This window comes from Ignatzschineria rhizosphaerae (assembly GCF_022655595.1).
In the GTDB taxonomy this organism is placed as follows: Bacteria; Pseudomonadota; Gammaproteobacteria; order Cardiobacteriales; family Wohlfahrtiimonadaceae; genus Ignatzschineria; species Ignatzschineria rhizosphaerae.
On sequence record NZ_CP093379.1, the window covers coordinates 165001 to 181328 of the forward strand.

Annotated in this window: 5 protein-coding genes and 2 rRNA genes (1 of these 7 running past the window's edge); 5 read left to right on the forward strand and 2 right to left on the reverse strand. The window is 39.3% G+C overall.

All coding sequences use genetic code 11. From position 1 onward, the window contains the following. Together MMG00_RS00740 and rrf are read left to right on the forward strand one after the other, a co-directional pair. Positions 1–1509 (forward strand): 23S ribosomal RNA (locus MMG00_RS00740); it begins 1403 nt to the left of the window's first position. 183 nt (positions 1510–1692) lie between these two features. Beyond that, a 5S ribosomal RNA gene (gene rrf / locus MMG00_RS00745) occupies positions 1693–1807 on the forward strand. Positions 1808–2905: 1098 nt separating this feature from the next. Here rrf and MMG00_RS00750 read toward each other — a convergent pair. Both MMG00_RS00750 and MMG00_RS00755 read right to left on the reverse strand, forming a co-directional pair. Next, positions 2906–3850, reverse strand: a complete 945-nt coding sequence (locus tag MMG00_RS00750; protein WP_242150005.1) for an AEC family transporter — start codon at positions 3848–3850, stop codon at positions 2906–2908. A 146-nt stretch (positions 3851–3996) separates the two neighbouring features. Further along, a complete protein-coding gene (locus tag MMG00_RS00755; protein ID WP_242150007.1) occupies positions 3997–4536 on the reverse strand; it encodes a hypothetical protein in 540 nt (179 codons plus the stop codon). A gap of 310 nt (positions 4537–4846) precedes the next feature. On the opposite strand from MMG00_RS00755, the gene dcuC reads away from it, so the two are divergent. The 3 genes from dcuC (at position 4847) to MMG00_RS14330 (ending at position 16328) form a co-directional block, all read left to right on the forward strand. Next, positions 4847–6235: a C4-dicarboxylate transporter DcuC gene (gene dcuC / locus MMG00_RS00760; RefSeq protein WP_242150011.1), complete on the forward strand. Its 1389-nt coding sequence runs from the start codon at positions 4847–4849 to the stop codon at positions 6233–6235. Positions 6236–6764: 529 nt separating this feature from the next. After that, positions 6765–8237 (forward strand): TolC family protein, encoded by a 1473-nt coding sequence (locus MMG00_RS00765; protein WP_242150014.1) that lies wholly within the window; start codon positions 6765–6767, stop codon positions 8235–8237. A 51-nt stretch (positions 8238–8288) separates the two neighbouring features. Continuing rightward, positions 8289–16328, forward strand: coding sequence for a BapA/Bap/LapF family large adhesin (locus MMG00_RS14330; protein WP_242150017.1), 8040 nt, complete (start codon positions 8289–8291; stop codon positions 16326–16328).

Here is a 16328-nt window from a genome sequence, read left to right on the forward strand (position 1 = left end):
ATTCCTGAACTCTCGTATCATGCGATGGAGGGACGGAGAAAGCTAGACCAGCTGGTTATTGGTATACCAGTGTAAGCAGGTAGGCAGAGATCTTAGGCAAATCCGGGATCTTAATGCTGAGATGTGAATGCGAGGAGGTTACGACCTCCGGAGTGGTTGATGCTATGCTTCCAAGAAAAGCTTCTAAGCTATAGTGATATGAGAACCGTACCCCAAACCGACACTGGTGGTTGGGATGAGAATTCTAAGGCGCTTGAGAGAACTCGGGTGAAGGAACTCGGCAAAATCGTACCGTAACTTCGGGAGAAGGTACACCTTCCATGGTGAACGCTTTACGCGGTAAGCTAAGGAAGGTCGCAGTGAAAAGCTGGCTGCAACTGTTTATCAAAAACACAGGACTCTGCAAACACGAAAGTGGACGTATAGGGTCTGACGCCTGCCCGGTGCTGGAAGGTTAATTGATGGGGTTAGCGTAAGCGAAGCTCTTGATCGAAGCCCCAGTAAACGGCGGCCGTAACTATAACGGTCCTAAGGTAGCGAAATTCCTTGTCGGGTAAGTTCCGACCTGCACGAATGGCGCAATGACGGCCAGGCTGTCTCCACCCGAGACTCAGTGAAATTGAAATCGCCGTGAAGATGCGGTGTACCCGCGGCAAGACGGAAAGACCCCGTGAACCTTTACTATAGCTTTACAGTGGATTTTGAATCTTTTTGTGCAGGATAGGTGGGAGGCTTTGAAGCTAAGACGCTAGTTTTAGTGGAGCCATCCTTGAAATACCACCCTGAAAGTTTTGGAATTCTAACTTAGACCCGTTATCCGGGTTAAGGACATTGTATGGTAGGTAGTTTGACTGGGGCGGTCTCCTCCGAAAGAGTAACGGAGGAGTACGAAGGTACCCTCAGCCCGGTCGGAAATCGGGCTATTGAGTGCAAAAGCAAAAGGGTGCTTGACTGCGAGACAGACACGTCGAGCAGGTACGAAAGTAGGTTTTAGTGATCCGGTGGTTCTGTATGGAAAGGCCATCGCTCAACGGATAAAAGGTACTCCGGGGATAACAGGCTGATTCCGCCCAAGAGTTCATATCGACGGCGGAGTTTGGCACCTCGATGTCGACTCATCACATCCTGGGGCTGTAGTCGGTCCCAAGGGTATGGCTGTTCGCCATTTAAAGTGGTACGCGAGTTGGGTTCAGAACGTCGTGAGACAGTTCGGTCCCTATCTGCCGTGGGCGTTGGAAATTTGAGAGGAGCTGCTTCTAGTACGAGAGGACCGAAGTGGACATATCTCTGGTGTTTGGGTTGTCATACCAATGGCATTGCCCAGTAGCTACATATGGACGGGATAACCGCTGAAAGCATCTAAGCGGGAAGCCTTCCTCAAGATTAGATTTCCCTAGGGGTTTAACCCCTCTAAAGGTCCGTCGAAGACTACGACGTTGATAGGTTGGGTGTGTAAGTGCAGTAATGCATTGAGCTTACCAATACTAATTGACCGTGAGGCTTGACCATATAATAGGTCTTAGACAATTTTGATACGAAACATGATAAAAGACTGTTTCACTAAAGTTCAAAATGAATACAAAATAACTTAAATAAAACGAAAGTTTGCTGTTACAATACCAACTAATCAAATTTATTCAGTGAGTGGAGTCACAAAGCGTAAGCGAAAGACTTCAAGCGCGAACCAGTTTTCCTGGGGAGAATAGCACTATGGTACCACCTGATCCCATCCCGAACTCAGAAGTGAAACGTAGTAGCGCCGATGGTAGTGTGGGAGATCCCATGTGAGAGTAGGTCACCCCCAGGGCTTAATATAGGAAACCTCTAGTTCAGATGAACTAGGGGTTTTTCTTTTGTCTGAAGAAAAGTATGCATTGAAGAATCTCTTCCTTAGAAGAACAGCTAAATGGGACTATAAAAATTTAATAAGCAGTAGTTATTTAGTTTAGAAGAAGCATTTCTTTTTTAAGATAATTTAGAACAAAGAATAGAAATAGAAGCTGATTAACTTGCCGGCATGCAAGCTAGAAAGAGATGGGATATTAACTCCGGCGATGGTTGAGCCTTAATAAGTAGCATTAATCCCCTCCGAAAGCGCTGTGAAGTTAGAGGGATCTCATGGTTGCCGATGTAATGTTCGAACTTCTTTGTTAGCTGAGCCACGGCAACTTGGGGAACCTTAGTTCTTTAGAGTTTTTTAGATATTAAACAAAGCCAAGGAGACTCTTAATAAGTAATTATTTTGGTATTGAGATGAACCTGTTCTTACTTAGAGTGATTTAGAAAAAATGAGAAGAAATAGAAGTTGATAATCCGCCGGCATGCAAGCTAGAAAGAGACGGGATATTGACTCCGGCGACGGTTGAGCCTTGATAAGCACACATTATTTAGCCTGACAGTAATGGGAGGTTAGAAAGTCTATAAAGTTGCCGGAGTAACGTGCAAACTTCTTTGTTAGCTGAACCACGGCAATTTGGGGAACCTTAGTTCTTTAGAGTTTTTTAGATATTAAACAAAGCCAAGGAGACTCTTAATAAGTAATTATTTTGGTACTGAGGTGAACCTGTTCTTACTTAGAGTTATTTAGAAAAAATAAGAAGAAATAGAAGTTAATAATCTGCCGGCATGCAAGCTAGAAAGAGACGGGATATTGATTCCGGCGATGGTTGAACTTTAATAAGCTCATCTTATTTAGCCTCATAGTAATGTGAGGTTAGAAAGTCTTTAAAGTTGCCGGTGTAACACTTGAACTTCTTATATAGTTGAGCCATGACAACAGGGAAAACAGTCGTTAATTGATGTAGATTAAAGTTGATACAGCAATGCTTTTTTTATATTTACTGATCTTTTATCACCAAATTCAAGTATGGTTATATATATAGTGATCGTTAGTAAAATTTTTAATTTAGAGCAAAACAACAATAATTGGTGTTGTAATGGCCGATAAAACAGTTGTTAAAATAATGCTAGAAGCGGTTGCGTCTTCAATAACTTTAAATTTTAATGCCATTAGATAGACATTCATACCTGTTGCGATTGAACCCAAAATGACAATGGCCTTTGTTTCAAATGCCGGTAGACCTAAAAGAACAGCCATAATCCAGATGATAAAAGGATGGGCTATTAGTTTGAAAAAGGTAATATTTAAACTGATTTTAAGATTAGAGCCTAAACGATATTTTGCGAGTCCCATCCCTAAGGTTAATAATGAGAGTGGTGCTACCATATTTGAGAACATAGTGATCGTGGAGCTAGCAAAAGTGGGGAGAGGGACTCTAAAGAAGCTAACTAAAAGACCAAGCATAATCCCAATTACAATAGGGTTTTTGAATACGCCTCTTAGTGTTAAAACAAAGCCTTTAAGCGATATAGATCCATGTTCTGCCCATTCAATTGCAAAAGAGACAAGACTCCAAAGAAGGAGTGCATTGAAGGAGATAATAAGTGCTGAAACGGCAATCGCTTCGCTTCCCATAAATAACATAATAAGTGGGATACCAATCATGACATTATTTGAGAAAATTCCCCCTAATCCAAATACCGCCCCTTCTTGAGCAGTGAGTTTTAAGATATATTTGGCATAGATTTTTTCTATCAAAAATAGAATAAAAGAACCGCCAAAATAGGCAAATATTAAAAGAGGATCCATCTCTTCTTGAGTATGGAATTTACTCATAACACCAAAAAGCATTACGGGAATTGCAAGGTTAAAAAGAAACTTAGTAAGTCCATCTGTAAAGTGAGATGACCACTTAAAGACCTTAACGAGAATGTATCCTGTCGCAATCAAGATGAAGAAAGGAAGTAATGCATAAAATTGTTGTGCGAAGGCCTGAAGGAAAAGTGTCATGTGTGCTAGCTTTTAGATAAAAGAAATTTTACTGTAGCAAAATATAGCACCATTTGTAGAGAATTCTCAGCTTAATAAAAAAGGAGAGAATCTTTCCCTCCTTTAAAGTACTTTTATTATTTCATCATGCCGCTTATAACATGATCTTAATGAAGGTTGATCTCAAGAGATTGTCCTTCTTTGACATTAATCGTCTCAGCTAAGGCTCCCCCTTTGATGGTATTGTATTCTTCAACCTCTGAAATAATGTTTGTTCCAAGATAATATTCTCCTGCAGAGACATTATCAAAGCTAAATTCGCCCACATAGTTACAGGTGCTTACTTTCATATATTTTCTAAAATCAGGATGGTCGGGTTTAAATCGAACATGGAAAATAATCTCATCTCCTGAGAAGTGATTGTCGCTATCTCCAAATAAGTGAAGAAAGCGTTCCTTTGAATATTCAGTAACAGGGACTAAATAGACGTTATTGCCAGCACAGCTGATGCTTTCACCATTAGCATCGGTTAAACTCGCACTTCCAGTGATTGTAGCCGTTCCTTTTTCTAGCACAAAGCTTGCTTCATTAGGATCAAATTGATTGGTAAGTTTGATTGTTTGTATGTTAGGACGATGAAGCTGATTGATGCTGATGCATCCTGATAGGGTTATAAGGAGTGTAGTAGACAGAAGTAATAATCTCAATTTGCACCTCTAGAACAAAATAGCTGAAATAGAACCGTTGATAGATTTAATGTAAATCGCAAACCTTTCTTTACATTAGAATCAACTAATCATGAATAGTCAATTGAGGATTGTTATTTTGGTTAATTACATGACTCTAGCCAGATAAGATGCTCATTAAGCTAAATGAGCTCCAAGAAATGTACGAGAAATATTGTCATAAAATTATTTTTATTGTGAGAAATTAGGAATAAATTTCAGCATAAATTTTTAAGAGGCGTACAATACAATCCTTCCGTTTTATCAATCTCTTAGAATGAAGATGTAGATCATGTATGAAATTTTGATTAGTATAATTTTTCTAATAACTGTTGGTTATCTTGTTGCGAAAAATTATGATGCTAAAATTATCTTATTTTTAGCAGCTTTTGCTCTCCTTTATATCTCTGTTTTTATGGGGCATCCTATAGAAACAACAACACCAACGGGCTCTATTTGGTTAGATCCCTTTGCTAAAGCTACAGATGTCTTTAAGATGCAAATGGGTATCGTTGGTTTAACAATTATGATGCTTTTTGGATTTGCTGCTTATATGAATCATATTGGTGCAAATGATGCGATGGTTGCAGTTTTATCAAAACCTATTAAAAAAATTCGTTCGGTATATATTTTAGTTCCTATTGTATTTTTATTAGGTAATATGTTGCAAATGGTACTACCAAGTGCTGCGGGGCTCGCAATTTTATTAATGGCAACACTTTATCCGGCATTAAGAACTGCTGGGATGTCACCTTTAACGGCAGGGGCTGTTATTGCCACAACCGCAACTATTACACCCACACCTCTTGGTTCAGACAATGTTGTCGTGGCTCAGCATCTTAATATTACTTCTTTAGAATATGTGATGAAGTATCATGCAAAAATCTCCATTCCTGCATTATTAATAATGGCTTTTACTCATTTACTTTGGCAACGTTATTTAGATAAGCGTGCCGGAACAATGAATGTGCCTTATACGCCAGATCATTCATTAGATAAAATGGGGGAGAAAATCGTAATACCTCCTCTTTGGTATGCCATTTTCCCCATATTGCCTATTATTTTATTGTTGATTTTTAATCTTGTTTTTTTGGATCACGAGACAGGAAAGCCCCTGCTTAAGATGGGATTGCCGGAGATTACCTTAATTTCAATGTTAATCCCTATATTTATTGAATTAATTCGTAAACGTAATTTTAAACAAAGCATCAAAGACTTTAATCTATTTTTTGAAGGAATGGGGCAGGGCTTCTATCAAGTTGTATCACTAATTATTGCTGCCGGACTTTTTGTAGAGGCATTAAAGTCGATAGGTATTATTACGATGTTGACAGATAGCTTAAATGATGTGGAAGGTGCGGGTCCCATTTTAATGTTCTTCTTTTCAGGAATGGCTGGATTAATAGGATTCCTAAGTGGTAGTGGGATAGCAGTTTTCCATTCCTTTATTAAGATTATTCCAGAAATTACGCAGCAGATGGATGTTAATACAGTATTAGTCGCTTTACCAATGCAGCTTACAGCAAACTTAATACGTTCAGCATCGCCTGTTGCTGCCGTGATTATTATTGTGGCTTCAGTATTGAAGGTTAACCCTTTAACCATTGTAAAAAGAACATCCGTCCCTGTTTTTGTCGGAATATTTACTTGCTTAACGCTCTCTTACTATTTTTATGGGTAGTATTAGTATTAGTATTAATTTTATTAAAATATTATTATAAATAATAAAAATAATCCAACTAAAAGGTAGTGAAAAGTAATAACTACCTTTTGGTTGGTTTTTTATATATAAAATATATATTTTTTATATGCAAAATAGTTAAATATCTTAATTTTCTTTAATTAAGAATAGGATGTTTAAGATATAAATCTATTATTCGCTTACATCTATTTGATTTTATTTATTGAACATTGTTTTTTGTTAAATAATTATCATTCATTGTTGTTTTTTGTAAATTGTTTTTTTATAATACTACCAGTATTGATTTTAATGTTTAGTTTTATATAAATAAGTTTTTTTGTTCAGGTGGTGTTTTTTTAATAAGTATTAAAATTTTTCTTAATTTAAAGCTATATTTTTATTTATTTGTTATTGACAGTTTTTTAAGAAACTTTATACTTTCTCGCTTGTTATTTTATTTTTTTTGATCTGCGTCATGTTTTCGCGCTTAAAATTGTATCGTTAATATATAAATATTGGTAATTAGTAAATGAAGAATCGTTGTATAGCATTATCAGCTATATTTTTTGTGAGTATTTTTGTTTCATTTGGATATTCAGAAAATTTAAGTGCTACTGGGAATAAAATAGAAGCTTTTTTTGATACGGAATCACCATCTAATTATTTAAAGAGTTCAGAAAAGTCATCAGATTCCCCATTTTTTCTAACCCAACAAGAAGAGGAAAAATATTTAGCATTAGCGAATAATCGTAATGCTTTTAGTATTAATAAAAGTGCTTCTAGCTTGCCTTCACACAATGTGACATTGCAAGAAGCGACAAAGCTCATAGTGAACACTCATCCTCGTGTGGCACAAGCTAGAAGTGCGGCTAAAGGTGAAGAAGAGATGATTGCTGTTGCAAAGGCGGCTTATTATCCTCAATTAAGAGGAGGAATCGGTACGAGATATGATAAAGATTCAACCCGTTATGATAAAGATTATATTCATACTTTAGACCTTGAAGTGAAACAAAATATTTATGATTTTGGTAGAACTAAAAGTGCAGTTAAAAGCTCAGAATATGGTTATTTAGGGGCACAAGCCTATATTTCTGCTACTAATGAGGAGTTGATTTATACCGCTGCTTCTACTGTGGTGAATATTGCAAGAATTCAAAAGCTTATTGCACTTGCTGAAGCGCAAGTAAAACAAGTTTCATCTATTGGCAAACTTGTAGAGAATCGATATGAGAAAGGTGCAAGTAATCTATCTGATGTTTTACAAGCGCAATCAAGATTTGATTTAGTACAAGTAGAAGTATTGAATATTACTTCTCAGCAACAAAGCCAACTTAGAGCTCTCGGTTTAGTAATTGGAAAAACAAATTTAACAAGTGCAACTATTGGGGAATTACCATCGGGTCTAAATCAGGTTTGTTCACTTCTCCCCGAGTGGGAAAATATCCCTGAGTTTGCGATTGCAGAGTTTGAGGCGCAAAAAGCATATGCTGATTTAAATTATGCTGAGGCTGAAGAGTTACCTTCTATTTCATTGCAAGGAAGTACGTCTAGACCATTAAATGCTAGCTCAAGAAATGGTTCAAAATATGAAACAAGTATTTCATTAAATTTGTCTATTCCTATTTATCAAGGTGGGGGACTATCTGCTAATAAAAGGGCTTCTGCTAATAGAGCGCAGGCGGCTATTGCAAAAAAAGATGAAATAAGATTAGAGATTAATCAAAGATTAAGTGAAGTTCAAGTAAGGCTCCAATATATGCTGCAACGGCAGGGGCTTTTAGTGCAACAGGTAAGTAATCTAAAAGGAACTAAAGAACTTTATAAAAAACAATATCTTGAACTAGGAACAAGATCATTATTAGATTTATTGAATTCAGAACAAGAGTTTCACCAGGCACAAGTGGAAGTAGAAAATAATAAGTCTGACATTATTCAAGCTCAGCTAGAGTGCGCTTTTTACCAAGGAAAACTGAGACATTTTTTTAATGTTTCTAACCAATAAGAAAATGTTTGTAGTTTTACAGATGTATTTATTGTAATTATAGGAAAAATTATGGAAATGGTTATTGTAGAGCGGGTCGAAGGAAGTAAGCCTTCGAAAGTCCCTCTCAAAGATCGAGTTTTAAACTCACCACATCTTATTAAATTAGAAGGAAATTTGGGAGAAATTTCTTCAATTGTACGTAAAGGAGCTAATCTAGTTATTGTTTACGCAAATGGTAAGCAAGTAACGCTGTATGGTTTCTTTAATGAGGATGAGAATGGTGAGCATAGTGAACTCGTTGTAGAAGATGATAATGGTATTATTTGGTGGCTCAATGATGGGCAAGAGTTTGTTGAAATTGCAACGGATTCACCACTTATTGAAGGTTTAGCTGGTGCTGCCGGTTCTAAAGAAGCCCCTCCATTTTGGTTGTTAGGTCTGTTAGGTGGCGGAGCGATTGCTAAGCTTGCCAACTCTGGAGGGGGTGGATCTGATCTACAGTATAATTTAGACCAAGATAGTGACTCAGACTCTGACAGCGATTCAGATTCCGATAGTGACTCAGATTCCGACAGCGATTCAGACTTTGATAGTGACTCAGATTCCGACAGTGATTCAGACTCAGACAGCGACTCGGACTCTGATAGTGATTCAGATTCAGATAGTGACTCAGACTCTGATAGTGATTCAGACTCTGACAGCGATTCAGATTCAGATAGTGACTCAGATTCAGACAGTGACTCAGATTCAGATAGTGACTCAGACAGCGATTCAGACTCAGATAGCGATTCAGACTCAGATAGCGATTCAGACTCAGACAGTGACTCAGATTCAGATTCCGATAGTGACTCAGACTCAGACGGTGATTCAGACTCAGATAACAATTCAGATACTAAGTGGAATATCTCAGGATTGGAGGTCCTAAAAGATGGAGCTACAATAAAAGGGATTGTTGAATCAATTAACTCTAAGGGTATTGCTCGACTAGTAAAAAGTGTAGTAGTTAAAAACTCTCATGGAGAAGAGGTCGGACGTGGTGATGTCTATAGAGATGGAACTTTTGAGTTCACATTTAAGCCAGGGTATATCTTCAATAATGGTGAAAAACTATCAGTCACATTTATAAATGAAGATGGTGCAATTTATACCGAGTCTGTAACGGCGCCAGATACTACAGCACCTGATGCCCCAACGGATTTAGTCATCTCAGAAGATGGGACAACGATTACCGGTAAGGCAGAACCAGACTCGAAAGTCGAAGTAAAAGATCAAGATGGTAAGGTCATTGCTGAAGGGACTGCTGATGAGAACGGCGACTTTACGCTTGATTTAGAGCCCGCGTTGACGAATGGCGAAACGGTTGAAGTAACGGCAACGGATAATGCCGGCAATAAATCTGAGCCTGCAGAAGTAACGGCGCCAGATACTACAGCACCTGATGCTCCAACGGATTTAGTTATCTCAGAAGATGGGACAACGATTACCGGTAAGGCAGAACCAGACTCGAAAGTCGAAGTAAAAGATCAAGATGGTAAGGTCATTGCTGAAGGGACTGCTGATGAAAACGGCGACTTTACGCTTGATTTAGAACCCGCGTTGACGAATGGCGAAACGGTTGAAGTAACGGCAACGGATAATGCCGGCAATAAATCTGAGCCTGCAGAAGTAACGGCGCCAGATACTACAGCACCTGATGCCCCAACGGATTTAGTCATCTCAGAAGATGGGACAACGATTACAGGTAAAGCCGAACCAGACTCGAAAGTCGAAGTAAAAGATCAAGATGGTAAGGTCATTGCTGAAGGGACTGCTGATGAAAACGGCGACTTTACGCTTGATTTAGAACCCGCGTTGACGAATGGCGAAACGGTTGAAGTAACGGCAACGGATAATGCCGGCAATAAATCTGAGCCTGCAGAAGTAACGGCGCCAGATACTACAGCACCTGATGCTCCAACGGATTTAGTTATCTCAGAAGATGGGACAACGATTACCGGTAAGGCAGAACCAGACTCGAAAGTCGAAGTAAAAGATCAAGAAGGTAAGGTCATTGCTGAAGGGACTGCTGATGAAAACGGCGACTTTACGCTTGATTTAGAACCCGCGTTGACGAATGGCGAAACAGTTGAAGTAACGGCAACGGATAATGCCGGCAATAAATCTGAGCCTGCGGAAGTAACGGCGCCAACAATTGATTTAGATTCTGACAGCGATTCAGATTCCGATAGTGACTCAGATTCTGACAGTGATTCAGACTCAGATAGCGATTCAGACTCAGATTCCGATAGTGACTCAGATTCAGATAGTGATTCAGATTCCGATAGCGATTCAGATTCAGACAGCGACTCAGATTCAGACAGCGATTCAGATTCCGATAGTGACTCAGATTCAGACAGTGATTCAGACTCAGATAGCGACTCAGACTCAGATTCTGACAGTGACTCGGATTCAGACAGCGATTCAGACTCAGATTCTGACAGTGACTCAGATTCAGATAGCGATTCAGACTCTGACAGCGACTCAGATTCTGACAGTGATTCAGACTCAGATAGCGATTCAGATTCTGACAGCGATTCAGATTCTGACAGCGATTCAGATTCCGATAGTGACTCAGACTCTGACAGCGATTCAGATTCAGATAGCGATTCAGATTCCGATAGTGACTCAGACTCTGACAGCGATTCAGATTCCGATAGCGATTCAGACTCTGACAGTGACTCAGATTCAGATAGTGACTCAGATTCAGACAGTGATTCAGATTCTGACAGCGATTCAGACTCAGATAGCGATTCAGACTCTGACAGCGATTCAGATTCAGACAGCGATTCAGACTCAGACAGCGATTCAGACTCAGACAGCGATTCAGACTCTGACAGCGATTCAGACTCAGATAGCGACTCAGATTCCGATAGCGACTCAGATTCCGATAGCGATTCAGACTCTGACAGTGACTCAGATTCAGATAGTGATTCAGATTCCGATAGTGACTCAGACTCTGACAGCGATTCAGATTCCGATAGTGACTCAGATTCTGACAGTGATTCAGACTCTGACAGCGATTCAGATTCCGATAGTGACTCAGATTCCGATAGTGACTCAGATTCAGACAGCGATTCAGATTCAGACAGTGACTCGGATTCAGACAGCGATTCAGATTCTGACAGCGATTCAGACTCAGATAGCGATTCAGACTCTGACAGCGATTCAGATTCAGACAGCGATTCAGACTCAGACAGCGATTCAGACTCAGACAGCGATTCAGACTCTGACAGCGATTCAGACTCAGATAGCGACTCAGACTCAGATAGCGACTCAGACTCAGATAGCGACTCAGATTCCGATAGCGATTCAGACTCTGACAGTGACTCAGATTCAGATAGTGACTCAGATTCAGATAGCGACTCAGACTCTGACAGCGATTCAGATTCCGATAGTGACTCAGACTCAGATAGCGACTCAGACTCAGACAGCGATTCAGACTCTGACAGCGATTCAGACTCAGATAGCGACTCAGACTCAGATAGCGACTCAGACTCAGATAGCGACTCAGATTCCGATAGCGATTCAGACTCTGACAGTGACTCAGATTCAGATAGTGACTCAGATTCAGATAGCGACTCAGATTCCGATAGTGACTCAGACTCAGATAGCGATTCAGACTCAGACAGCGATTCAGACTCTGACAGCGATTCAGACTCAGATAGCGACTCAGACTCAGATAGCGACTCAGACTCAGATAGCGACTCAGATTCCGATAGCGATTCAGACTCTGACAGTGACTCAGATTCTGACAGTGACTCAGATTCAGATAGTGACTCAGATTCAGATAGCGACTCAGACTCTGACAGCGATTCAGATTCCGATAGTGACTCAGACTCAGATAGCGACTCAGACTCAGACAGCGATTCAGACTCAGACAGCGATTCAGACTCAGATAGCGACTCAGACTCAGATAGCGACTCAGACTCAGATAGCGACTCAGATTCCGATAGCGATTCAGACTCTGACAGTGACTCAGATTCAGATAGTGACTCAGATTCAGATAGCGACTCAGATTCCGATAGTGACTCAGACTCAGATAGCGACTCAGATTCCGATAGTGACTCAGATTCCGATAGTGACTCAGATTCAGACAGTGACTCGGATTCAGACAGCGATTCAGATTCTGACAGTGACTCGGATTCAGACTCAGATAGCGACTCAGACTCTGACAGCGATTCAGATTCCGATAGTGACTCAGACTCTGACAGCGATTCAGATTCCGATAGTGACTCAGACTCAGATAGCGATTCAGACTCTGACAGCGACTCAGATTCCGATAGTGACTCAGATTCCGATAGTGACTCAGATTCAGACAGTGACTCGGATTCAGACAGCGATTCAGATTCAGACAGCGATTCAGATATAACGGTACCAGATGCGCCAAAAGACCTTGATGTTCATCAAGATGGAACAAAAGTTATTGGTACAGGCGAGGCAAATGCTGACGTAACAGTTAAGGATGCTGATGGTAATGTTGTAGGTACGGGGACTGTTGATAAAGATGGGAGTTTCACTGTTGAGTTTAATAAAGGTAAAATTTTCACGAATGGTGAATTACTCGAAGTAACATTAACCAATAAGGCTGGCACATCAGAACCAGGAATGGTTAATGCAAAAGATACTACTCCCCCAGATGCACCAACTGATCTTGAATTCTCTGAAGATGGAAGTGTGGTGACAGGTAAGGCTGAACCGAACTCAAAAGTAACAGTAAGAGATTCTAATGGTGATGAAATTGGTAGTGCTACAGCGAATAAGGATGGCAATTTTACTGTTGATCTTAATCCTGCGTTAGTAAATGGTGAAGAAGTTATTGTTGTAGCAACGGATGCTGCTAATAATGAATCGCCGGAAGCTAAAATTAATGCACCAGACATTACAGCACCAGATGCACCAGAAGCTGAGATTGATGATAGTAATACGGTCTTAACTGTGAAAACAGAGTCTCATGCTACTGTTAAAGTGTATGACTCAGAGGGTAAACCATTACTTGATAAAAATGGTAAGGTTATTGAAGTTAAGGCAGATGGTGAGGGTAATGTGACTTACACATTTGATCCTGCTTTAGAGCGCGGAAAAATCATTAACATTACGGCAACTGATGCAGCTGGGAATGAGTCTGATCCAACGAAGCTTATTGCTGGAGTTGCTGAGATTCTTGCAACAACAGATAATTATGTGGATCTTAAAGTAGATGCAACACCAACAGAAAGACCTAATCCAAAACCGGGTGATTTAAATAAAGGAGGTTTTGTTGTAGCGAGTGTTGGTTTAGGACCTGTATTAGGATTAGATGTATTAGCTGATGTTCTAAAGAAATCTGTAATACTTGATGTTGAGGCAGGTACTGAACGTGAAGTAACAGTACATGGTGTTTCCGGAGGCGTTCAGGTTTTAGGTACAATGGATTTATATGCCTATAAATTGAATGAATCTACAGGAGAATGGGAACAACAATTTGTTAATAAAAACTGGCTTGTTGCAGTACTTTTAGGCGGGAGATCTAAAGATACGGACTTTACTCTGACTGAAGGCAAATGGATGTTCACAATGGCTTCAGGTGAAGGTGTACAAGCTCTCACAGGGTTTGATCTGAAGTTTAGTAAAGATGTTGTATTAGATTATGCTGCAGCTAAGGATGTGTCTGGTTCTGCCGAAGGTAATATGATTACTGACGAAGATGCTAAGTATGGACGCGATGAAGTTCCGGAGGGTAGTACAGTAACAGCTATCCAAGATGGTAATGGTAAGTGGTTCTTACCTTCAGATAATGGAGAAATTGTCGCTGATGGGAAATATGGAGTATTGGTAGTAAAAGCTGATGGTTCGTATACTTATACAGTGAATGATTCCTTCCGTGATTTTGGTGAGAAAGATAAGTTTACTTATCAAGTGACTTCTCCATCAGGTAAAACTTCTGAGTCAGATTTAACATTTGAGTTAAATATTACGCCGAAAGAAGATCGTATTGATGTGGACAGTACTGTTGTCCTTAATTCTGAACCAACTATTACTCATGATGGAAAGTCAGATATCAAGGCCGGAGTTGGGTTCTCTGTACTTAAACTTGGATTGTTAGGACCGGTTTTAGGTGCTGATCTTTTAGGTGGTAAAGAAGCCATGAGCTTTAACGTTGGTGAAAATCAAGTTAAAGAATTAACATTCCATGGTAGTGCTGGCGGGATAGCTGTCGGAACTAAGTATAACTTGTTTATTTATAAGTTAGATCCAGAAACTGGTAATTACATACAAGTTCACTCAGAGAAGGATTGGTTTACAGCTTATCTTGTATTAGGTATCTCGGATAAGTTAACTTTGCAATTTGGTGAGGGGCAATATAAAGCCATGATCCATAGTGAGGGAGGGGTTTCTCTATTAACTGGCTCAGGTTTATATGTAGACAATGAGAAAGTTTATGATTATGGTAATCCGTCTAAGATCGAGGGACAAGTTTCTGGTGATGTAACACCTGAAGATTCAACAATCGTATTGAAAGCTGGCGATAAAGATGTTGAGCCTGGCAAGGAAACAGTTGTTGAGGGTAAGTATGGGAAGTTAGTAATTAATTCTGACGGCACTTATACTTATACTGTAGAAAAACCAGTGAATGCACCTGCTGATTGGAAGCCTCCATACGGTAAAGTTGATACCTTCAAAGTGGTAACTCAAGATATTTATGGTAAAACAATTATTGAAACATTGAATATTAAAGTAGGCACTCATACTGCAGGCGATGATTTTAATGATGTAGTTGTTAATGAACAAAATATTGAGAGAGTTGAAACTGTTGTTGAGCATAAAGATAAAATTGGAAATTACGGTAAATCAGTAACAGAAACATTTGAGGTTAAAGAAGGTCAGATAGCTAAAGACTTTATTATTAATGTCAAAGGAAGCTCAGAGAGTTTCATTGGACTAGGTAAAAAAGAGATGACAATTAGCTACGTATTGAAAAATGATGATACTGGCAAGGTTGTTAGCACATTTACTACAGATCCAAGAAAAGATGCATCTTTAAGTCATAAGTTTGAGAACTTACCTGCTGGAAAATATACGTTAGAAGTTACTTCATCTAAAGATGGGAATATTGAATCAATTGATGCAAAAACAACCATTGTTCATTTAGATGAATATACTCATTCAGCGCTTGATCCTGTAACAGGGCTTCTTTTAGACAATGATACTGGTTGGAAGATGATTGATAGCTTAAGCATTGCTAATAAAGTTGTTTATCTTGGAAAAGAAAATAACGATAAAGGTGCTAAAGAAATCACAATTGAAGGCCAGTACGGTACATTACTTGTGAAGAAAGATGGATCATATACTTACACACCTAAAGGTGGAGTTTATGGTATCGATAAGTTTATTTATGAAACTACTTCTAAAGTGGGGACTAAAGAGACTGCGGTATTAGAAATTAATGTTGGTAAGAACATTGTAGCTTCTCAATATGATGATATTGCTATTAGCTCTGGTGCAGATGATACCTTCACTATGGGTGCTGGTGCTGACACTGTGATCTTCACAAATCTTGGGGATGATCGTGGCGGAAACGGTGGTAATGGTTTCAATAAGTGGACTGACTTTAATGTTCAAGAGGGCGATAAAATCGATCTTACTCAGCTACTTGATGGTAATCAAACAATCGACAATATTACAGATTATTTAAAATATGAAGAGGGTGTTCTCTTTGTAGATCGTAATGGTAATGGTGAGTTTGAGGAACTGTTAGAAGTGGCAGCGGATAGCTTTGATTCATTATTAAAAGGTATTAATTGGGAAGTACAAGATGTTGCAGCTCAAAATGCAAGTATAGATCTTTCTAATGTCGAATCTTTTGTGATGGATGATGCTGAAACTGCGGAACCTTTAGCGTTAACGCTTGAAGATGTAATTTTGACTGATGAAAATGATGAAGTTCCATTTTTCATGGATTCAGAAGAGGTTGTTGAATCATTGTTGACCAACAGTTCTGATCAAGTGCTAGTTGATTCTAGTGTCTTTGATGTACAACCTGTGGTTGATCCTTTAGATGATCTTTTAGATCAGAAAACATCATTAATTTAA

Excerpts from the sequence above, each read along its gene's own strand:
- MMG00_RS00750 (WP_242150005.1), bottom strand. The coding sequence starts at position 3,850 with ATGACACTTTTCCTTCAGGCCTTCGCACAACAATTTTATGCATTACTT.
- dcuC (WP_242150011.1), top strand. The coding sequence starts at position 4,847 with ATGTATGAAATTTTGATTAGTATAATTTTTCTAATAACTGTTGGTTAT.
- MMG00_RS00765 (WP_242150014.1), top strand. The coding sequence starts at position 6,765 with ATGAAGAATCGTTGTATAGCATTATCAGCTATATTTTTTGTGAGTATT.
- MMG00_RS14330 (WP_242150017.1), top strand. The coding sequence starts at position 8,289 with ATGGAAATGGTTATTGTAGAGCGGGTCGAAGGAAGTAAGCCTTCGAAA.